The organism is Actinophytocola gossypii, assembly GCF_025165815.1.
In the GTDB taxonomy this organism is placed as follows: domain Bacteria; phylum Actinomycetota; class Actinomycetes; order Mycobacteriales; family Pseudonocardiaceae; genus Actinophytocola; species Actinophytocola gossypii.
Genome location: NZ_JAFFZE010000022.1, coordinates 126,429 through 146,387, shown reverse-complemented (window position 1 = coordinate 146,387; position 19,959 = coordinate 126,429). Strand labels below are relative to the sequence as shown.

Annotated in this window: 21 protein-coding genes and 2 tRNA genes; 13 read left to right on the top strand and 10 right to left on the bottom strand. The window is 70.9% G+C overall.

Annotation, left to right across the window (positions count from 1 at the left end; genetic code table 11):
- Window position 1 precedes the first annotated feature (1 nt).
- Genes JT362_RS27670 through JT362_RS27660 form a run of 3 tightly spaced genes read right to left on the bottom strand, consistent with a single transcriptional unit; the run spans window position 2 to window position 3,017 of the window.
- The gene (locus JT362_RS27670; RefSeq protein ID WP_260194735.1) at window positions 2-1,579 is read right to left on the bottom strand and encodes a glycoside hydrolase family 13 protein; all 1,578 of its coding nucleotides are present in this window, start codon (window positions 1,577-1,579) and stop codon (window positions 2-4) included.
- Between the two features lie 56 nt (window positions 1,580-1,635).
- Entirely contained in the window at window positions 1,636-2,034 is a 399-nt protein-coding gene (locus JT362_RS27665; protein WP_260194734.1) for a globin, read from the bottom strand.
- Window positions 2,035-2,048: 14 nt separating this feature from the next.
- Complete coding sequence (locus JT362_RS27660) at window positions 2,049-3,017, bottom strand: mechanosensitive ion channel family protein (RefSeq protein WP_260194853.1); 969 nt, start codon at window positions 3,015-3,017, stop codon at window positions 2,049-2,051.
- Window positions 3,018-3,244: 227 nt separating this feature from the next.
- On the opposite strand from JT362_RS27660, the gene JT362_RS27655 reads away from it, so the two are divergent.
- The 3 genes from JT362_RS27655 to JT362_RS27645 all read left to right on the top strand — a co-directional run bounded on the left by JT362_RS27655 (window position 3,245) and on the right by JT362_RS27645 (window position 4,983).
- Window positions 3,245-3,805: an HNH endonuclease gene (locus JT362_RS27655; protein WP_260194733.1), complete on the top strand. Its 561-nt coding sequence runs from the start codon at window positions 3,245-3,247 to the stop codon at window positions 3,803-3,805.
- 448 nt (window positions 3,806-4,253) lie between these two features.
- On the top strand, window positions 4,254-4,496 hold the full coding sequence (gene ctaJ, locus JT362_RS27650; protein ID WP_260194732.1) for an aa3-type cytochrome oxidase subunit CtaJ: 243 nt from the start codon (window positions 4,254-4,256) through the stop codon (window positions 4,494-4,496).
- Window positions 4,483-4,983 (top strand): DUF5130 family protein, encoded by a 501-nt coding sequence (locus JT362_RS27645; protein ID WP_375546571.1) that lies wholly within the window; start codon window positions 4,483-4,485, stop codon window positions 4,981-4,983. Before ctaJ ends, JT362_RS27645 begins: the two co-directional genes overlap by 14 nt.
- A gap of 476 nt (window positions 4,984-5,459) precedes the next feature.
- Here JT362_RS27645 and pepN read toward each other — a convergent pair whose 3' ends face one another.
- Window positions 5,460-8,021: an aminopeptidase N gene (pepN, locus tag JT362_RS27640; RefSeq protein ID WP_260194731.1), complete on the bottom strand. Its 2,562-nt coding sequence runs from the start codon at window positions 8,019-8,021 to the stop codon at window positions 5,460-5,462.
- A gap of 133 nt (window positions 8,022-8,154) precedes the next feature.
- On the opposite strand from pepN, the gene JT362_RS27635 reads away from it, so the two are divergent.
- The gene (locus JT362_RS27635) at window positions 8,155-8,769 is read left to right on the top strand and encodes a mycothiol-dependent nitroreductase Rv2466c family protein (RefSeq protein ID WP_260194730.1); all 615 of its coding nucleotides are present in this window, start codon (window positions 8,155-8,157) and stop codon (window positions 8,767-8,769) included.
- A gap of 64 nt (window positions 8,770-8,833) precedes the next feature.
- Complete coding sequence (locus JT362_RS27630; protein WP_260194729.1) at window positions 8,834-10,261, top strand: aldehyde dehydrogenase family protein; 1,428 nt, start codon at window positions 8,834-8,836, stop codon at window positions 10,259-10,261.
- A 4-nt stretch (window positions 10,262-10,265) separates the two neighbouring features.
- Here the strand turns inward: JT362_RS27630 and JT362_RS27625 are convergent, their stop codons facing one another.
- Window positions 10,266-11,072: an Fpg/Nei family DNA glycosylase gene (locus JT362_RS27625; protein ID WP_260194728.1), complete on the bottom strand. Its 807-nt coding sequence runs from the start codon at window positions 11,070-11,072 to the stop codon at window positions 10,266-10,268.
- A 1-nt stretch (window position 11,073) separates the two neighbouring features.
- On the bottom strand, window positions 11,074-11,544 hold the full coding sequence (locus tag JT362_RS27620; RefSeq protein WP_260194727.1) for a ribose-5-phosphate isomerase: 471 nt from the start codon (window positions 11,542-11,544) through the stop codon (window positions 11,074-11,076).
- Window positions 11,545-11,579: 35 nt separating this feature from the next.
- On the opposite strand from JT362_RS27620, the gene JT362_RS27615 reads away from it, so the two are divergent.
- Both JT362_RS27615 and JT362_RS27610 read left to right on the top strand, forming a co-directional pair.
- Window positions 11,580-12,350: a 2-phosphosulfolactate phosphatase gene (locus tag JT362_RS27615; protein WP_260194726.1), complete on the top strand. Its 771-nt coding sequence runs from the start codon at window positions 11,580-11,582 to the stop codon at window positions 12,348-12,350.
- Entirely contained in the window at window positions 12,347-13,027 is a 681-nt protein-coding gene (locus tag JT362_RS27610) for an MBL fold metallo-hydrolase (RefSeq protein ID WP_260194725.1), read from the top strand. The genes JT362_RS27615 and JT362_RS27610 overlap by 4 nt, the downstream gene beginning before the upstream one ends.
- 266 nt (window positions 13,028-13,293) lie before the next feature.
- Here JT362_RS27610 and JT362_RS27605 read toward each other — a convergent pair whose 3' ends face one another.
- The gene (locus JT362_RS27605) at window positions 13,294-14,079 is read right to left on the bottom strand and encodes a hypothetical protein (RefSeq protein ID WP_260194723.1); all 786 of its coding nucleotides are present in this window, start codon (window positions 14,077-14,079) and stop codon (window positions 13,294-13,296) included.
- A gap of 109 nt (window positions 14,080-14,188) precedes the next feature.
- Between JT362_RS27605 and JT362_RS27600 the strand changes: the two genes are divergently transcribed.
- Window positions 14,189-14,713 (top strand): GNAT family N-acetyltransferase, encoded by a 525-nt coding sequence (locus JT362_RS27600; RefSeq protein ID WP_260194721.1) that lies wholly within the window; start codon window positions 14,189-14,191, stop codon window positions 14,711-14,713.
- Here JT362_RS27600 and JT362_RS27595 read toward each other — a convergent pair.
- Both JT362_RS27595 and JT362_RS27590 read right to left on the bottom strand, forming a co-directional pair.
- On the bottom strand, window positions 14,710-15,102 hold the full coding sequence (locus tag JT362_RS27595; protein ID WP_260194720.1) for an acyl-CoA thioesterase: 393 nt from the start codon (window positions 15,100-15,102) through the stop codon (window positions 14,710-14,712). The two genes, JT362_RS27600 and JT362_RS27595, sit on opposite strands and share 4 nt — an antisense overlap.
- Before the next feature lie 11 nt (window positions 15,103-15,113).
- On the bottom strand, window positions 15,114-15,467 hold the full coding sequence (locus JT362_RS27590) for a hypothetical protein (protein ID WP_260194719.1): 354 nt from the start codon (window positions 15,465-15,467) through the stop codon (window positions 15,114-15,116).
- Here JT362_RS27590 and JT362_RS27585 point away from each other — a divergent pair.
- Window positions 15,460-15,963 carry a VanZ family protein gene (locus tag JT362_RS27585; protein WP_260194718.1) on the top strand — a complete coding sequence of 168 codons (504 nt, stop codon included), beginning with the start codon at window positions 15,460-15,462 and terminating at the stop codon, window positions 15,961-15,963. The genes JT362_RS27590 and JT362_RS27585 overlap by 8 nt on opposite strands.
- A gap of 711 nt (window positions 15,964-16,674) precedes the next feature.
- Entirely contained in the window at window positions 16,675-17,277 is a 603-nt protein-coding gene (locus JT362_RS27580; protein ID WP_260194717.1) for a hypothetical protein, read from the top strand.
- 199 nt (window positions 17,278-17,476) lie between these two features.
- Here the strand turns inward: JT362_RS27580 and JT362_RS27575 are convergent.
- A tRNA-Gly gene (locus tag JT362_RS27575) sits at window positions 17,477-17,550 on the bottom strand.
- An 84-nt stretch (window positions 17,551-17,634) separates the two neighbouring features.
- Between JT362_RS27575 and JT362_RS27570 the strand changes: the two genes are divergently transcribed.
- The 3 genes from JT362_RS27570 to JT362_RS27560 all read left to right on the top strand — a co-directional run bounded on the left by JT362_RS27570 (window position 17,635) and on the right by JT362_RS27560 (window position 19,947).
- Window positions 17,635-17,711: transfer RNA gene (locus tag JT362_RS27570), tRNA-Pro, on the top strand.
- Window positions 17,712-17,827: 116 nt separating this feature from the next.
- Window positions 17,828-19,198 (top strand): trigger factor, encoded by a 1,371-nt coding sequence (tig, locus tag JT362_RS27565; protein ID WP_260194716.1) that lies wholly within the window; start codon window positions 17,828-17,830, stop codon window positions 19,196-19,198.
- Between the two features lie 158 nt (window positions 19,199-19,356).
- Window positions 19,357-19,947, top strand: coding sequence for an ATP-dependent Clp protease proteolytic subunit (locus JT362_RS27560; RefSeq protein ID WP_260194851.1), 591 nt, complete (start codon window positions 19,357-19,359; stop codon window positions 19,945-19,947).
- Window positions 19,948-19,959: the final 12 nt, after the last annotated feature.

Here is a 19,959-nt window from a genome sequence, read left to right as displayed (position 1 = left end):
CTCAGACCAGCCAGGCGGCCGTGTCCGGCGGCAGGTACCCGTCCGCCAGCGGCCCGCTGGACAGCAGCACCTCGCCGGGCGGCAGCGGCACCGGCGCGGCCGAGGTGTTCAGCGCGCAGATCAGCCCGCCGCCCTTGCGCCGGTACGCGAAACACCCGTCCGGGGCGCCGTACCACTCCAGCGCGTCCCCCGCGAACGCCTCGTGGGTCTTGCGCAGCTCCAGCGCCTGCCGGTACAGCGACAGCGTCGAGTCCGCGTCCTCCAGCTGCCGCTCCACGGTCAGCTCCGACCACTCCGCCGGCATCGGCAGCCACGTCCGCTCCGCCGTGGAGAACCCGAACGGCGGCTCGTCGCCCTCCCACGGCAGCGGCACCCGGCACAGGTCCCGCCCCCGGTCGGTGTGCCCGGACCGGGTCCACTTCGGATCCTGCAGCGCCCAGTCCGGCAGGTCGACGTTCGGCAGCCCCAGCTCCTCGCCGTTGTAGACGAACACCACCCCGGGCAGCGCCAGCTCCACCAGCGCCATCGCGCGCGCCCGCGCCGTGCCCACCGGGCCGTCGCCGTAGCGGCTGACCTCGCGCCACACGTCGTGGTTGGACAGCGTCCACGTCGGCGGCGCGCCGGCGGCTGCGGCCGTGGTCAGCGACTCCTCGATCGCGGTGCGCACCTGCGCCGCGTCGAAGCCGGTCAGCACCAGGCGGAAGTTGAAGCCGAGGTGCAGCTCGTCCGGTCGCAGGTACTTCGCCAGGCGCTCGTTGTCGGTGACCCAGATCTCGCCGACGGTCATCGCGTTCGGGTAGCCGTCCAGCACCTTGCGGATCATCCGGTGGATGTCGTGCACACCGTCGTCGTCGAAGCGCGGGTCGAAGTACTCGTGGTGGCCGATGACACTGGCCGCGCGCTGGTCCATGTCCGGCAGCCCGTCCGGCTTGGCCATCCCGTGCGCGACGTCGATCCGGAACCCGTCCACGCCCCGGTCCAGCCAGAACCGCAGCGTGCGCTCCAGGTCCTCGTGCACCTCGCCGTTGGCCCAGTTCAGGTCCGGCTGCTTCGGGTCGAACAGGTGCAGGTACCACTGCCCGTCCGGCACCCGCGTCCACGCCGGCCCGCCGAACACGCTCAGCCAGTTGTTCGGCGGCTCGTCCCCGTGCCCGTCCCGGAAGACGTAGCGGTCGCGCTCGGGCGAGTACGGCGCCGCGCGCAGCGCCTCGCCGAACCAGGCGTGCTGGTCGCTGGTGTGGTTGGGCACCAGGTCGATGGTGACCCGGATGCCGTGCTGGTGCGCGTCGGCGACCAGCCGGTCGAACGCCTCCAGGTCGCCGAACAGCGGATCGACGTCCCGCGGGTCGGCGACGTCGTAGCCGTGGTCGGCCATCGGCGAGCGGAAGAACGGGGTCAGCCACAGCGCGTCGACGCCGAGCAGTTCCAGGTAGCCGAGCCGGGCCCGGATCCCTTCCAGGTCACCGACGCCGTCGCCGTTCGAGTCCGCGAACGAGCGCACGTACACCTGGTAGAAGACCGCCCCGTGCCACCACTCGGTGTCCGGGTCCCCCTGCTCGCTCTCTCCTGTTCTACGCACGATCGGTCATCCTGCCATTCCTCGGGGAGCTGGAGACCGGGTTCGGGAGGCCCGAGCTACGTCCAGCTGTTCATCAGGCTGTTGGCGGCCATCTCCAGATAGGCCCACAGCTGCCGCCGATGGTGTTCGGCCAATCCTGCCTCGTCTACCGCCGTTCGCATGCATCGCAGCCACGCGTCCCGCTCGATGGGACCGATCGAGAACGGTACGTGCCGCATTCGCAGCCGAGGGTGCCCGCGCCGCTCGGAGTAGGTGTGCGGGCCGCCCCAGTACTGCATCAGGAACAGCCGCAGCCGCTCCTCGGCCGGCCCGAGGTCCTCCTCCGGGTAGAGCGGACGGAGCACCTCGTCGCGGGAGACCTCCTCGTAGAACCTGGCGACCACGCGGCGGAAGGTCTCCTCGCCGCCGACGGCCTGGTAGAAGTTCTCGGTATCCGGTGACGCCACGGGTTCCATCCTCGCATCCGGTCTCACTGCTCGGACTGGGGGAAGGCCCTCGGCACCGGGGCGCGGATGCCCGCGTCCTCGAACGCGTCCACCACGGTCCCGCGCAGCGAGCGCTGCACCGCCCACTGCCGGCCGGGCCGGACCTTGACGGTCAGCCGCATCGTGATGCCCTCCACGGCGGTCACCCGCTCCACCCCGAGCACCTCCGGCGGCTCCAGCACGTCGTCGGCCAGTGGCCCGCTCTCCGTGGCCTCGGTGGCCACCCGGCCGAGGATCTCGATGGCCTGCGCGACGTCGGCGCCGTACCCGATCGGCACGTCCACCACGGCGACGGCGAAGCCCTGGCTGGAGTTGCCGACCCGCAGGATCTCGCCGTTGCGGACGTACCAGACGGTGCCGTTGAGGTCGCGCAACGTGGTGATCCGCAGCCCGACGGCCTCGACGGTGCCGATGGCCTCGCCGACGTCGACGACGTCGCCGACGCCGTACTGGTCCTCGAGCATCATGAACACGCCGGACAGGAAGTCCCGGACCAGGTTCTGGGCGCCGAACCCGATCGCGACGCCCAGGATGCCGGCGGAGGCGAGCACCGGCGCGAGGTCCACGCCCAGCTCGCCGAGGATCATCATGAACGCGAGCCCGTAGACGAGCACCGAGACGATCGACTTGAACACCGAACCGAGGGTCTTCGCGCGCTGTGCCCGTCGCTCGGACAGCAGCGGTCCCAGGGCCTGGGGTGCGCGCTCACGCAGCGGGCGCAGCAGCTTCGGCAGCTTGCTGTCCTCGTTGGTACGGGTCAACCGGTCGATCAGACGGCGGAGGAACAGCCGGATCGCGAACGCGACGATCAGGATCAGCAGGATCGTGATCGGGGTCGCGACCAGCCAGTCGGCCGAGGACGCCAGCCACTGGCTGCCGGTGACGTTGAGGACGGTTCGGCACCAACCGTCGCTCTCCGCGCAGGCCGGTGCTTCCAGTGCGAGCGGTTCCAGATCGGTCACGGCGCCGACGATAGCGACGCCCACGGCTCAACTGTTCACCAGATCTTTGTGGGGTGAAGCCGGACACGTTACGCAACACACGTGCGTTCCGGGGGTGATCTGTGGTCTGCTATGGCTGCCGCACTGGTGGAGGTGGTCGCGTGCCCGGCCGACATCCGACCTCGATCGGCGCAGCCAGAGGGCTGGCGCCGCGGACCAAGGCGTGCCCGGAGTCCGCAGTGTCGGATATCGGTGCCCCCGACCAGTCGCACGGCCCACCCGTCTGGGGCCGCCGCCGGGTGCTCCTGCTCAACACCACCTTCGAGCCGCTGACCGCGCTCCCGCTGCGGCGCGCGGTGGTGCTCCTGGTGTGCGGCAAGGCCGAGGTCGTGCACGGCGATCCGAGTGGCCTGGTGCTGCACTCGGCGACCGACGCGGTCGTGGTGCCGTCGGTGATCCGGCTGAGCAGCTTCGTGCGGGTGCCCTACCGGGCGCGTGTGCCGCTGACCAGGGCCGGGTTGATGCACCGAGACCGGTACCGGTGCGCGTACTGCGGCTCCCGGGCGGAGACGATCGACCACGTGGTCCCACGCAGCCGCGGCGGCGAGCACAGCTGGGCGAACTGCGTGGCGTGCTGTGTGAAGTGCAACCACCGCAAGGCCGACAAGCTGCTGTCCGAGCTGGGCTGGCGGCTGCGGGTGGTGCCGAGGGCGCCGCGCGGGGTGCACTGGCGGCTGCTGGCCGGCGTCGGGGACGCCGACCCGCAGTGGCTGCCCTACCTGGGTGAGCCGGCGGCCTAGCCCCTACGCGGTGACCCGCGTGCCCCTGGTGACTCGCGTGCCCCGGGTGACCCGCGTGCCGGCCGTGACCCGGGTGCCCCTGGTGACTCGCGTGCCCCGGGTGACCCGCGTGCCGGCTGTGACCCGGGTGCCGCGGGCGACCAACTCATCCGAACGGGTGAAGGTCAAGACAGTGGCGGTCGTGCTCATGGCGGGGTACTCCTCGGCGTGGGCGCACGGAGAGTGCGGGGACGGGATGCGCAAGGGCCGTACAGGTGAAAGCTAGAAGCTGGGACTGTAACGGACAAGACCTGCTGGGTGACGATGCCCGTACGGCGCGTACATGGGTCCGTTCGCACCGTGAGGTTGGGCCCATTGCCCGACCCGGGTCGCCGTCGCGCGGGCGAGCACGGTCGGCTGAATCTCCCCGCTGGGTGGGTTGTCAGGGGAGATCGGTAGGCTGTCGCGCGTGAACGTCGTGCAGACCATCCTCGTCTTCGCGGTGATCCCGCTGGCCATCTACGGCGTGATCGCCCTCCTGACGATGCGCGACAAGCGTGCGCGCAGTCCGAGGTACCGACCGGGCCAGCCGTGGGACTACCCACCGGTGTGGTGGACCGCCAATCCGGCGGGCGCGCAGGAATCGGCGGTGCCGTCCGGTGGCGGCAAGGCGAAGCGCACGGCCAAGGGAGGCGCTCGTGGCAGCTGGTGAGGTCGTCCGGGCAGGCGAGCCGGGAGAGATCATCGCCGAGGACCCGGAGCACGGTTACGGCGCGGTGGTGACGGCCAGTGGCCGGGTGTCCGTCGCGCGGGAGTACTCGCCCGCGGTGTCGGAGGTCCCGTTCAACACGGTGCAGCTGTCCCGCCTGGACGAGGCGCTGACGTTGTCGGCGCGGTCCACGGGTCTGGGTTTCAGCGTCTACCTGGGCGACCTGGGCGAGGACACCCGATCGAGGGCCGAGGAGCTGCACGCGTCGTCCGGCGAGAACGCCGCCAGCGCGGTGCTGCTCGCGGTGTCGCCCGGCCAGCGCAAGGTGGAGATCGTCACGGGCGCGGAGTCGACCCGCCGGCTCCCCGACCGAGCCTGCAACCTGGCGGTGATGAGCATGGTCGCGTCCTTCAAGGAAGGCGACCTGGTCGGCGGCCTGGTGAGCGGCCTGCGGATGCTCAGCGACCAGGCGGGCACCGCCAAGAACTGACCCCGAACCAACCAACCGACGCCGCGAGCCCCCGCGCTCGCGGCGTTCGCCATAGTTCGGCCTCTACCCCGCCAAGCGCCACCAGCCCAGCCCTCCGAACCCCCGTACCGACACCCCCACACCCGCTCCGGCGCGGTTCCGGCAAAGTGCTGGTCAGGCGGTGATTCCGAGTAGTCGGAGTGGTCGGTGGCAGCCCCGGGCCAAGTGTCGTAGGACTTGGGCGATGCTGGCCATCGCTCGGAAGGTGTCTTCGCTGTAGGTGACGCGGTCGCCGATGCGGGCGGGACTTTGCCGAAACCCCCGTACCGATACCCCCACCCGATCCCGGGGGCCGGCCCCGAGCCCAGTCTACTAGGGGTGTGGCCTGGTCAGGAGGGGTGCGGCGGGCCTGTGGACAACCCGGGCCGCGACTGTACCCACCCACCGACCGCGCGGCCGGCTCACCACCCAGCGAGCCGGCCGCTCCGCGAGATCCGTCAGCTCCGGTCGAACTTCCGCGCCCGCAGCGCCCGCAGCACCCCAGCCCGGCCCTCCGACACCAGCCGACGCAGGGCGGGCGGGTGCGTCTCGTCCGCGAGCCACGCGTCGGCCGCCTCGGTCGTCTCCTCGCTGACCGCCCACGACGGGAACAGCCCCGTCGCCGTCGGCTGGGCGCGTTCGCTGGACCGGCGGGCCCACACTTCCGCCACGTCGGCGAAGTACCGGGACACGTACGGCACCAGCAGCTCCCGCTGCGCCGGGTGCGCGAACCCCGCGATGATCGACTCGTTGACCGCGTTCGGCAGCTCGTCGTCGTGTACCGCGCGGCGCCAGGCCTCGGCCTTCGCCTCCGGGGTCGGTCGTAGCGCGCGCGCCCGCTCCGCCTGCCGGTTGCCGGTCGCCGTCGAGTCCGCGGTCAGCGCCTCGTCGACCTCCTGCTCGGTCGCCGCGTCGTGCGCCACCAGAGCCTGCAGCAGCCGCCACCGCAGGTCGGTGTCCACCACGAGGCCCTCCAGGGGCGCCGAACCGTCGAGCCAGCCGCGTACGACGGTCACCTGCTGATCCGTCAGCACCGAGCCGGCCAGCGCGTTCACCATCGCCAGCTGGTGGTCCGAGCCGGGCGCCACCGACGCCAGCTCCAGCAGCCGCGACGTGAACACCCGCCAACCCTCGGGCGCCCACTCCGGGTCCGCGTACGACGCCAGCGCGGCCTGGGTCTGCAGCAGCAGCCGCTGCACCACCCCGACCTCGGTCTCCGCCGGCAACCCGTGGCACACCAGTGTCACGAAGTCCCGCGCCCGCAGCTCCGCCTCGCGGGTCATCTCCCACGCCGCCGACCAGCACAGCGTCCTCGGCAGCGGCTCGGTGATGTCGCCGATCCGGTCCACCAGCGTCGCCAGCGAGTCCGGGTCCAGCCGCATCGTGCAGTAGCTCAGGTCGTCGTCGTTGACCAGCACGAGCTTGCCGCGCGGCACGCCGATCAGGTCCGGCACCTCGGTGCGCTCCCCGTCGACGTCGACCTCCGACCGGTGCGTGCGGACCAGGCGACCGTCCACGTCGTCGTACACGCCGATCGCGACCCGGTGCGTGCGCAGCTCGCCGGCGCCCGGCTTGGCGCCGTCCTGTTCGATCGCGAACGACCTGAACGCGCCGGACGCGTCCACCTCGAACCTCGGTCGCAGCGCGTTCAGGCCCGTGGTCTCCAACCACTGCGCGCTCCACCAGGACAGGTCCCGGCCGGACGCCTCCTCCAGCGCGGACAGCAGGTCCCCGAGGGTCGCGTTGCCCCAGGCGTGCTTGGCGAAGTACACCCGCAGCCCGGACAGGAAGTTCTGCTCACCCACATAGGCGACCAGCTGCTTGAGCACGCTGGCGCCCTTGGCGTAGGTGATGCCGTCGAAGTTGACCTCGACCGCCTGCAGGTCCGGGATGTCCGCCGCGACCGGGTGCGTCGACGGCAGCTGGTCCTGCCGGTAGGCCCACGACTTCTCGATGTTGGCGAAGCTGGTCCACGCGTGCTCGTACTCGGTCGCCGACGCCTGCGCCAGCACGCTCGCGAACGTCGCGAACGACTCGTTCAGCCACAGGTCGTCCCACCAGCGCATGGTGACCAGGTCGCCGAACCACATGTGCGCCATCTCGTGCAGCACGGTCTCGCAGCGCCGCTCGTAGGCGTAGCGGGTGACCCGGCTGCGGAACACGTAGTCCTCGAGGAACGTCACACAGCCCGCGTTCTCCATCGCGCCCGCGTTGAACTCCGGCACGAAGCACTGGTCGTACTTGGCGAACGGGTACGCCACACCGAAGCTGCGGTGGTAGAAGTCGAAGCCCTGCTTGGTCTCGGTGAACAGCCGGTCCGCGTCCATGTGCTCGGCGAGCGAGGCACGGCAGTACAGCCCCAGCGGGATCGTCTTGTGCTCGTCACGGTACTCGTCGCGCCACTCCGCGTAGGGGCCGGCGACGAGCGCCACCACATATGTCGACATCCGTTCGGTGGCCTCGAACACGTGCCGTACGGCGCCGTCCGAGCCGACCGGTTCGCTCGACGCGATCGGCGCGCAGGAGATGACCTTCCACGACTCCGGCGCGGTCACCGTCAGCCGGTAGGTGGCCTTCAGGTCGGGCTGGTCGAAGCAGGTGAACATCCGCTTCGCGTCCGCGGTCTCGAACTGGGTGTAGAGGTACACGCCCTTGTCGACCGGGTCGACGAACCGGTGCAGGCCCTCGCCGGTGTTCATGTACCGGCAGGTCGCGGCGACGGTCAGGGTGTTCGCCTCGGCGAGCGAGGGGAGCGCGATCCCGGTGTCCTCGCGGTACCCGGACAGGTCGAGCGCCTCGCCGTTCAGCTCCGCCGAGCGCACCGAATCGGCCACCAGGTCGACCCAGGAGTCCGCGCCGGCGTCCCGGCTGCGGAACGAGACCGTGGTGACCGACGAGAACGTGCTCTCGCCGGGTTGGCCGTGACCGTCGGTGAGGTCCAGCTCGATGTCGTAGGACTGCACCTCGAGCAGGGCCGCGCGCCGTTGTGCATCGTCACGGGTCAGGTTGGGCGGAGCCACAGGTCACCTCAAAGCCTCTGGTCGGTACCGATAATCGGGTTCGTTGGCATCCAAGCACCTCGCCGCCGGCTGTCGCCCGCCAGACGGGTGAGTCGCGGGAAGAAAGTTCACGGTCGGCATGGTTGTTCCCGGTATGACCGCACAGACCAAGACCCGGGTGGACTTCTACTTCGACCCGTTGTGCCCGTACGCGTGGATCACGTCCCGATGGATTCTCGAGGTCGAACAGCAGCGGGACGTCGACCTCCGGTTCCGCGTGATGAGTCTCTCAGTCCTCAACGAGGGCCGTGACCTCCCGGAGAACTACCGGGAGCTGATGACCAAGGGCTGGGGTCCGGTTCGGGTGGCGATCGCGGCCGCGGAGCAGCACGGCGAACACGTGCTGCGCGACCTGTACACCGCGATGGGTACCCGCATCCACAACCAGGGCAACAAGGACTTCGACGTGGTGGTCAAGGAGTCGCTCGCCGAGGTCGGCCTGCCCGCTGAGCTGGCCGAAGCCGCGCACACCACCGAGTGGGACGAGGCGCTGCGCCGGAGCCACCACGAGGGCATGGACCCGGTCGGCATGGACGTCGGCACCCCCACGATCCACGTCGACGGGGTGGCGTTCTTCGGGCCGGTGCTGACCTCGATCCCGCGCGGCGAGGACGCCCTGAAGGTGTTCGACGGCGCGGTCGCGCTGGCGGGCTTCCCGAACTTCTTCGAGCTGAAGCGCACGCGCACCGAGGAACTGTCCTTCGACTGACGTCCACGGATGTGACAGGCTGGGGGCCGATAAGGCTTCCAGCGTCACAGTCGATGGAGGATCCATGGCCGCGCCGACCCAGGTCCGCACCGCGCACTACATCGGCGGCACGTTCGCCGAACCCGATGGTGCCGAGCGGATCGACGTGGTGAACCCCGCGACGGAGGAGGTGCTGGCCGCGGTGCCCGCCGGCACCGCCGCCGACGCCGACCACGCGGTGCGCGCGGCCGCCGAGGCGTTCCCGGCCTGGTCGGCGACCCCGCTCGCCGACCGCGTCGCCGCCGTCGAACGGATCAACGAAGGCCTGCGCGCCCGGGCCGCCGAGCTGGCGTCGACGATCACCGCCGAGGTCGGCACGCCGATCACGTTCGCCACCAAGGTGCAGGTGACCAACCCGGTCGGCATCACCGCCGGCGTGCTCGACGAGGTCGACCAGGGCGCGCTCGACCCGGTGACGGTCGGCAACTCGACGATCGTGCGCGATCCGATCGGCGTGGTCGCGGCGATCACCCCGTGGAACTTCCCGCTGCAGCAGATGGTCGCCAAGGTGACGCCGGCGCTGGTGGCGGGCTGCACGGTCGTACTCAAGCCCAGTGAGGTCGCGCCGCTGACCGCCGCCCTGCTGGCCTCGATCATCGACGAGGCCGGCCTGCCCGCGGGCGTGTTCAACCTGGTGCACGGCACGGGTCCGGTCGTCGGCGAGGCGCTGGCCGCGCACCCGCTGGTGGACATGGTGTCCTTCACCGGCTCGACCAGGGCCGGCCGCCGAGTGGCCGCGGTCGGCGCCGAGACCGTGAAGCGGGTGGCCCTGGAACTGGGCGGCAAGTCCGCGAGCGTGGTCCTCGACGACGCCGACCTGACGCGCGCGGTGAAGATCACGGTGGCGAACTGCTACATGAACAACGGCCAGGCGTGCAGCGCCCTGACCAGGTTGCTGGTCCCCGCCGACCGGCACGACGAGGCGGTCGAGGTCGCCGTCGCGGCTGCGGCCAAGTACCAGCCAGGCGACCCGACGCTGGAGACGACCCGCATCGGCCCGTCGGTGTCCTCGGCGCAGCGCGACCGGGTGGTCGACTACATCCGCACCGGTGTCGCCGAGGGCGCGACGCTCGCCCACGGCGGCCCCGAACCGGTGGAGGGCAAGGGCTTCTTCGTGCGCCCCACGGTCTTCGGCAACGTCCGCGAGGACATGACGATCGCGCAGGAGGAGATCTTCGGTCCCGTCCTGTGCGTGCTCCCCTACACCGACGAGGACGACGCCATCCGGATCGCGAACGGCACCCAGTACGGCCTGGCCGCAGGCGTCTTCGGCGCCGACGCCGACCGCGCGTACGCGGTGGCCGGCCGGCTGCGCGCCGGTCAGGTGGACGTGAACGGCGGCCTGTTCAACACGAAGGCACCGTTCGGCGGCTACAAGCAGTCCGGCAACGGCCGCGAGTTCGGCCGCTACGGCCTGGAGGAGTTCACCGAACTGAAGTCCATCCAGCGCTGACCGGTCAGGCCTGGCAGTCCGGGCACCAGAACAGGTTGCGGCCGGCCAGTTCCTTCGTCTCCACCGGTGCCCCGCACACCAGACACGGCAGACCCGCCCGCCGGTACACGTACACCTCGCCGCCGTGCCGGTCGCGGCGGGGTGCGCGGCCCATCGCGCGCGGCAGGTGTTCGTCGCGGACCGTGTCGATGCGGTTGCGGCGAACGCCCGTGCGCATCAGGGCCACCAGGTCGGTCCACATGTCCGTCCACAGTGCACGGTCGAGCGCTCGGCCCGGCGTCATCGGGTCGAGCCCGTGCCGGAACAGCAGCTCGGCGCGGTACACGTTCCCCACTCCGGCCAGCACCTTCTGGTCGAGCAGCAGCACCGCCACCGGCAGCGACGACCGGGACAGCCGCGCGAACGCCCGCTCCGGGTCGGCGTCGCGCCGCAGCGGGTCCGGGCCGAGCCGGGCCAGCAGCGCGCTCATCCTCGGGGCGTCGATCAGCTCGCACGCCGTCGGTCCACGCAGGTCGGCGAGGTGCGTCTCGCCGACCATCCGCATGCGCACCTGACCGACCGGGTCGGTGAGCGGCAGCGGCTGCTCGCTGAACGTGCCGATCAACCCGAGGTGCACGTGCACGATCGCGTCCGGGCCGTACACGTGGAACAGGTGCTTGCCGTACGCGTCGACCTTCCGCAGCTCCCGGCCGTCCACAGCGGACGCCGCTCCGGCGAACCGGCCCTGCGGGCTGGACACCGCCACCGGGCGACGGCCGAACAGCGTGCGGTGCCGCCGCGCCAGCCGGTGCAGCGTGTGACCCTCCGGCACGTCAGCTCGGCACCGCTGGCGGCTCGCCGGTGCGCTCGTAGTCGACCATCATCCGGATCCGGCGGGCATGCCGCTCGGCGCCGGAGAACGGCGTGTCGACGAACGCGGTGACGATCTCGGCGGCCTCGTCGGCGTCGTGCATGCGCGCGCCGAGCGCCACGACCTGGGCGTCGTTGTGCTGCCGGGCCAGGGTCGCGATCTCGGTGTTGTACGCGAGCGCGGCGCGGCACCCGGCGACCTTGTTGGCCGCCATCTGCTCGCCGTTGCCGGACCCGCCGATCACCACGCCGAGGCTCCCGGGGTCGGCGACCACCCGGCGCGCGGCCTCGATGCAGTACGGCGGATAGTCGTCCTCCGCGTCGTAGTCGGCCGGCCCGACGTCGACGACCTCGTGTCCGGCCGCCGTCAGCCGGTCGGCGAGCTGGGCCTTCAGCTCGAAGCCCGCGTGGTCCGATCCCAGGTAAACTCGCACGACAGCATTGTGCCAGGGCTGGCAGGATCGTCCCGGTGACGGTCTACGAGCAGGACGGCCACGACCTGCGGCTCGAGTGGGGCTATGACGGCGTTCGGGCGCTCGGCCCGCACTGCGCGGTGCTGGTCGTGGTCGACGTTCTGGTGTTCACCACGACGGTCGACGTCGCGCTCGGCCGCGGCGGGCGGGTGCTGCCGCTGCCCTGGCACGACGAGCGCGCCGCCCGCGCCGCCGAGGCGGCCGGGGCGACGCTCACCCCGTCCGGCCTGACCGTCGACGGCACCCGGGTCGGCGCGGACCGGCGTCCTGGCTGGTCGCTGCGCCCGTCGTCGCTGGTCGACCTGCAGACGGGCACGTTCCTGGCCATCACCTCGCCCAACGGCGCCACCCTCTGCGCGGCCGGCGCGGAGACCGGCGCGACGGTGCTCGCCGGCTGCCTGCGCAACGCGTCGGCGGTGGCCGAGGCCGCGGTCGAGCTCGCCGGCGGCCGGCCGGTCGGCATCGTGCCGGCGGGGGAGCGGTGGCGGGACACCGAGGACAGGCGGCTCCGCCCGTCCACGGAGGACTGGCTGGGTGCCGCGGCCGTGGCGGCCGCCATCCGGGCCACCTCGCCGTCCGCCGAGGTGGTCCTGGCGGCGACGACGTTCCGCGCCGCGGGCGACCGGGTCCCGGACCTGGTGGCCGGCTCGGTGTCGGGCCGGGAGCTCACCGAGGCGGGCCTCGCGGACGACGTGGCGCTGGCGTCCGACGTGGACTCGAGCACGGTGGTCCCGATGCTCGCCGACGGGGTGCTGGTCGCCGCGTGAGCTGGATCGCGGTGGCGGACGGCGTGTTCGCCCGCCGGTACGAGCACCTGGACCAGACCCTGGGCGTGGTCGTCGGCTCGTCCGGGTGCCTGGTGATCGACTCGGGTCCCGACGAGACCCACGGCGCCGAACTGGCCGCCGAGGTCCGCCAGATCACGCCGCTGCCGTGGACGCTGGTGATCACGCACGCGCACTTCGACCACTTCTTCGGCACGGCGCCGTTCCTTCCGTGCCCCGTCTGGGCACACACCCGCTGCCGGGACGCGATCGCGAACTCCGACCCCGACCGCCGCGCCTGGATCGCCCGCTACGAAGCCGACGGCGACCCCGACCGAGCCCGCCGCCTGGCCGACGCGCGCCTGGTCCTCCCGACCCACGTGTTCACCGACCACACCCGCGTCGACCTGGGCGACCGTCACGCGGACCTGATCCACCCCGGCCGCGCCCACACCGACCACGACGTCCTGGTCCACGTCCCCGACGCCGCCGTCGTCTTCGCCGGTGACCTGGTGGAACAGGGCGCCCCGCCCTCGGTAGGCCCCGACGCTCACCCGATCGAGTGGCGCACGGCCCTCGACCGCCTCCTGGCCCTGGGTCCGACCGTCATCGTCCCCGGCCACGGCGACCCGGTGGACTCAGCGTTCGTCCGCACCCAACAAGCCACCCTGGCCCGGTAGATCCCAGCCCCCGCCGACCCGCGAGTCCCCGTCCCGGAACATACGACTCACCGCCCCGGAACATACGACTCACCGGCCCGGAACGTACGACTCACCGGCCCGGAACGTACGACTCACCGGCCCGGAACGTACGACTCACCGGCCCGGAACGTACGACTCACCGGCCCGGAACGTACGACTCACCGGCCCGGAACGTACGACTCGCGAAGCCCGCGAGTCGTATGTTCCGGTTGCGCGAGTCGTACGTTCCCGATGCGCGCCGGGGGCTAGAACCCGAAGTCCCCGCCGAAGTCCCCGCCGCCGAAGTCGCCACCGCCGCCGAAGTCTCCGCCGCCCATGTCGCCGCCGCCGTCACCCATGTCGCCGCCGTCACCGCCGTCGCCGGACTCCATGGCGTCCTGCTGGCCCGCGTCGTAGCCCTGCTCCCACGCGGCCGCGTCCGGGATCCCGTACATGCCGGAGAACATCGCGCTGAACAGCATCATCGAACCGAGCCCCCACGCGCCCGCGACCAGCGCCGGCTTCCACCACGGCTCGCTGTACCAGCCCTGCGGCACCGGCCGTCCGGCCACCCGCCCGCCCGGGTAGTAGTGCGGCGTACCGCTACCGGGGGAAGGGGAGGCCTCGTAGTCGTGTCCCTCGACCGTGACCCGGCGGCTCTCGGTGACCTTGCCCGCGCGCTCCTGCTCGGGGTCGACCGGCAGCTCGGGCCCGGGGTCGAGCCCCATGGCCGTGCGCGCGGCACGCACGTAGTACAGACCTTCCATCGCGGTCTTGGTGACCAGGCGACACTGTTCCTCGGTGGTCGCCTGCTCCATCTGCGAGCCGGCCGCGGTGTACCGCTCGGACGCGTCGGCCAGCGCCTGGCTGGATGCCTCGTCGGTGCCGGTCAGGTTCATCACCTGCCCGCCGAGCCGTTCCACCCAGCGGCGGGCCTCGGCCTTGGCGTTGTCCAGCCTGGCCTGCTTGGCGTTGGCCTGGTTCCTGGCGAACGTCATGCCGACCGCGACCACGACCAGCAGCAACGCGACGATCACGATCAGCTCGACCATGGCGCGCTCCCCTCCGATGTCCTGTGCCTGGTCAACGAGCGGGTGGTGAGGGGAGTTCCGACGGCCACGGGTGGTGACCGAGCGGTTGTGGGACGTAAGGTGGGCGCCCATGAGGGTCGGAGCGCCCGTGTTGGTGCGGGAGGCCACCGTGGCGGACGCCGACGCCGTCGGTGAGGTGCACGCGGAGGCGTGGCGGGCCGGTCACCGCGACGTGTTCGAGGGCGACTGGTTGCGCAGGCTGGCCGAGCAGCGCCGCACGCTGTGGTCGTCGGTGATGACGTCGCGGGAGTTCGCCAGGAACACCATGCTCGTCGCGGAGCGTGGACACCGGGTGGCCGCGTTCGCGTACTGCGGCCCGCACTCCGACCGTGGACCGGGCGGCGAGGTGTTCGACCTGTACGCCCACCCCACGGTCTGGGGCCACGGCGTCGCCTGGACCCTGCTCGACGCCGCCTGTGAGTCCCTGCGCGACACCGGCTTCCGCCGGGTGCGCCTGTGGACCATGGCGGGCGCGAACCGCGCGAGGCACTTCTACACCTCCTACGGCTTCACCGAGACCCCCCGCCGCCGAGAACACGACTTCGGCGACGGTCGTCCGGTACTCGAGGTCGAGTACGAGCGCCGCCTGCGCTAACCCGACAGGGCCGCTCGAACGTCATCCGGCATGCCCTTCTTCGTGAGCGTCGTCGCGTCCACGAACACGTGCCGAATTTCCCCGTCCGCGACGAGCCGCTCGCCGACCCGAAACACCGGCCGAATGATCAGACTGGTCGTCCCCAGATGCTCGATCTCCATGGTGATGTCGAGTTCGTCGTCGAATCGAGCCCCCTCGACGAACCGAATCCGAGCCTCCGCGACGACGACGTCGAACCCGCGCTCCACCATTTCCGAATAGGGCCCGATCCGTTCCCGCCACAGTTCGGTGAACGCGACGTCGTAGAAGAAGAGGTAATGCCCGTTGAACACCACCCCCTGCTGGTCACACTCGCTGTAGCGAACTCGAAGCCGGTGCGTGAACGACACGGTGCCCCTCCTCAGATCGTGAGCCGGTACCCCAGCATCCGGTACGTCCCGATCCGAGGATCACCGGGCCGGCAGTGCCCGTCGGCCACCCAGCCGAACCGCCGGTGGACGTGCCGAGCGCGCTCGTTGAACTCCCACACCCACGACCGGGCCGCACCGACCTCCGCGCACCGCACGACCCGGTCCGGCGACCGGATCATCCGCTCGTAGTCACCGACCTCACGCCGGTTCTGCGCCGCCAGCTCGTCGTCGGCGAGAAAACCTCGGTAGTAGGCCGACCGCGCCCGAACCGTCACCTCGGCCACGCCACGAAGGACGCGCACCGGCGACCCCGCGTTGCGTACCATCAGCTCTCCGATGATCACGAACTTCCTGCTGGAGCACTCGGCACTGGTGCCGGTGGCGCTGGTCCTGGTCGCTTTGGCGTGCGTGGGGGTGGGCCTGGCTGTCCGCCGGTCGGGAGGTCGGGTCCGGTGGCTGCTCGCAGGCGTGTCGCTGCTCCCGGTCGTCGCGCTGACGCTCGTCCCGACCCCGGGCCGGGTCTTCTCCGTCTGCGCGGTCCAGTTCTCGGTGCCCACGCTGGGCTCGGTGGAACTCCTGGCCAACGTTGCCCTGTTCGTTCCGCCGGTGTACTTCACCACCCTGGCCACCGCCCGACCACTCCTGACGTTGGCCCTCGCCACAACCCTGTCCGCCGCGATCGAGGCGCTCCAGGCCCTGCTCCCCACCATCGGCCGCGCCTGCGACACCAACGACTGGGCGATGAACACCGCCGGCTCCGTCATCGCGGTCCTGCTGGCCAGGGCAACCCTCGCACTCACCAGACGCAGGTCCCGAGATCCGCGATCAGACACGGTGTGACGTTCGTGGCGCGGCAGCACCGCGGTGCGCCCATTGTGGTACTTCACTGTGTGATAAGCGCGAGAAACCCTGGTGGTGTCTCTCGTTTGTCTCGAATGTCGTGCTGCTCAGCGCCGTCGATGAACGATCGGTGCCGAAGGTGCAGAAGCGGGACAAGAAGACCGGGCAGCCCGTGAACGAGGAGGCATCGCGGGTCGGGGACCGAGTCCAAGGTCCAGATCGCCGCCGACCACCAGCCAGTGTCGCTGCCAGGAGCGCGGAGGTGGAGCCTGTTCAGGCGCATGTGCAGGTGACGGTGGCTGATCGGAACCGTCGGAGCGGCCGGTGTTCGGGCTGGTGCATCCGTTGCGGCAGCGTCGGGCCATGCGGCGGAGTACGGCGAACCGGCCGACCAGACCGATGCGGGCGTGTTGTGGCTGATGCGGGACTACCTGGAGGACCGGGCGGGCTTGCCGGAGCGGATGGCGGTGACCGAATCTGCGCGCCGTGCTCGGGGCGCACAGGGGTCGGTAATGAGGCGACGTCGGCTGGCGGCTTTGGGACCATCGGTGGATGCTCCGGATCACGACCGCTGCGGCCCTGGATGCCTGGTTGGACGACCGGCGGGGGTTCGCGGACGGTCATGTGGCTGGTGTCGAGAGGTCGCCGACGCGGGTTTCGTTGCGCCTGGAGGCGTATGTCGAGCGTGGATGGCGCCCAGGTGATGTGGCGATGGTCGAGGTGTGGGAGTTGGCTGCGGAGGAGCCGGTCGAGTTCGGGGCCCCACCGGACGTGACACCGGGTCATGTGATCGAGGGCGTGGAAGCTGGTGAGGCAGGCGGACGGCTCGTGGTCGAGGCGTGGGTGCCCGAGTCACTCCGTCTGGTTGCCGCCGCCATGACGATCACGCCACTGGGGCAGGAGCAACGAGTGGTCGAGCCATGGGTGTCGGCCACGGAGTTCGTGGCGACAACCCGGACACCGCCGGCGGCTGAATTCTGGACCGACCAGGTGGGAGCCTCGTTGGGCACCCCGGTGGTGTGGCGCGCCCTGGGCGGAACCACCCCGAGGCAGGAGGGCCAGGACTACGACGGCTGCTTCCTCCAGAGGCCGGACAAGCTGCCGACGACGCGTGGTGGCGTGCTGTGTCTGCTGGGTCCGGCGTCGGTGTCGTTCCGCTGGGACGGAGCAGATCGGGCGTTGTGGGCCGCGGTACGCCGAAGCGCGAGCGCACTGGACGGGGTCAGGACCGGAAACTGCGCCATGAGCCCGGAGGACTGGACGACCTTCCTGGACACAGGACGGCTCCCAGCAATAGACAGGCTGCGACCGTGAAGCCGGCCGGCACATCGGCTACCTCACCAAGTCGCTCGGCGAGATCGTCGGCGCCGGCTGGCGGCAAGGGCACGAACTGGCACGCGGCGCGGCAAGGGCCGGAAATGACGTCCTTCTGGGATGGCCGGCTAATGGCCCGCGAACCGGAGGGGTGCTGCCCGCGACAGGGTGGCACCCCTTCTGACCTGCGGTAGAAGACTGGAGCGGGTGACGGGAATCGAACCCGCATGACCAGCTTGGAAGGCTGGGGCTCTGCCATTGAGCTACACCCGCGTGGGCGCCCGGGGGCGCCTGCGCGGAACAGCCTAGCGTGCCGCGATACTCTGTGGTGGCGTCCCCCGCGTGGGGACCGGTCGGCGGGCTGTGGCGCAGCTTGGTAGCGCATTCGCTTTGGGAGCGAAGGGTCGCAGGTTCAAATCCTGTCAGCCCGACCATGTGGTGGGGCAACCCCGGCGCGCCCGCTACCTCTCGACTTCCATACACTCGGGCGGACCCCCGCGCCATCAGGTCGGCCCGGGTGTGCACACGAAACCAGCCCGAGGAGATCACGTTGAAGAGCACCGTCGAGCACCTGAGCCCGACTCGGGTCCGGATCAACGTCGAGGTGCCGTTCGACGAGCTCAAGCCCAACTTCGATCGCGCCTACAAGAAGATCGCCGGCCAGGTCCGTATCCCTGGCTTCCGTCCCGGCAAGGCACCGGCCCGCGTGATCGAGCAGCGGATCGGGCGCGCGCCGATCCTGGACGAGGTCGTCAACGAGGCCATCCCCGCCAAGTACATGGAGGTCCTCTCCGCCGAGGAGGTCCGCGCGCTCGGCCGCCCGGAGTTCGAGGTCACCAAGATCGAGGACGGGGACCACCTCGCGTTCACCGCCGAGGTCGACGTCCGGCCCGAGATCACCGTGCCGGCGTTCGGGGAGCTCAGTGTGAGCGTGGACGACCTGGAGCTGTCCGACGACGAGGTGGACGAGCAGCTCGACGAGCTGCGGGCTCGGTTCGGCACTCTCACCGGGGTCGACCGGCCCGCCGAGAACGGGGACTTCGTCTCCATCGACCTCTCCGCGTCCGTCGACGGCGAGGAGGTCGAGGACGCCAAGACCAGCGGCCTCTCCTACGAGGTCGGCTCCGGCGAGATGATCGAGGGCATCGACGAGGCCATCACGGGCACCTCCGCGGGCGACTCGAAGACCTTCACCACCAAGCTCGTCGCCGGGGAGCACGCCGGCCGCGACGCCGAGGTCACCGTCACCGTCAACTCCGTCAAGGTGCGCGAGCTCCCGGAGCCGGACGACGAGTTCGCCTCCCTCGCCTCCGAGTTCGACACCATCGACGAGCTCCGCAACGACCTGCGGGAGCGGCTCACCCGCGTCAAGCGGATGCAGCAGGGCGTCCAGGCCCGCGACAAGGTCCTCGAGGCCCTGCTCGAGGTCACCGAGGTGCCCCTGCCCTCGGCCGTCGTCGACTCCGAGATCGAGGTCCGGCAGCACGACGCCGTGCACACCTTCGACCACGACGAGGACCGCTTCAACGAGTTCCTCACCTCCCAGGGCAAGACCCGCGAGGAGTTCGACGCCGACATCCGCGAGGAAGCCGAGAAGGCCGTCAAGACCCAGCTCGTCCTCGACCAGATCGCCGACGCCGAGCAGATCACCGTCGAGGACAACGAGCTCACCGAGCGGATCATCTACCAGGCCCAGCGCTTCGGCGTCTCCCCGGACGAGTACGTCCAGCGCGCGCAGCAGTCCGGCCAGCTCGGCGCCATCTTCGCCGACGTCCGGCGCGGCAAGGCGCTCGCCTCGGTGGTCCGCCTGGCGACCGTCACCGACGCCTCGGGCAACACCGTCGACCTCGAAGAGCTCTTCGGGCCCCGCGAGCAGCCGGCCCCGGCCACCGCCGAGGAGCCCGCCACCGCCGACCAGTGACGCTCTGAGCGAACTTGAGCATTCCCGGGCATGCTCGGTCGCTCGGCTTCGTTAGGGTCGGACATGGGACAGATCAAGGTCATATCCAGCACCCGGCGCGGTGCTGTCGTGAGCGGAGAAAGCAGGCAGACGTGACGCAACCACTGCGGACGCCCGACATGCGGTCGACGACCGCAGGTCTCACCCTGAACGACTCGGTCTACGAGCGGCTGCTCCGGGAGCGCATCGTCTTCCTCGGATCCGAGGTCGACGACGAGATCGCCAACCGGATCACCGCGCAGCTCCTCCTGCTGGCCGCCGAGGACCCCGACAAGGACATCACCTTCTACATCAACTCCCCGGGCGGCTCGGTCACCGCGGGCATGGCGATCTACGACACCATGCAGCTGATCGAGCCCGACGTCGCCACCTGGGCGATGGGCCTGGCCGCCTCGATGGGCCAGTTCCTGCTCTCGTCCGGCGCCCCGGGCAAGCGCTACGCCCTGCCGCACGCGCGGATCATGATGCACCAGCCGTCCGCCGGCGTCGGCGGCACCGCCTCCGACATCGCGATCCGGGCCGAGGTCTTCGCGAAGTGGAAGCTCGAGATGGCCCGCATCACCGCCGAGCAGACCGGCCGGTCCGTCGAGACGATCACCGAGGACGCCGACCGCGACCGCTGGTTCACCGCGGCCGAGGCACGCGACTACGGCTTCGTCGACCAGGTGGTCACCCGGGCGAGCCAGACCCCCAACGGCAGCGGCAGCTGAGGAGTGCGGACA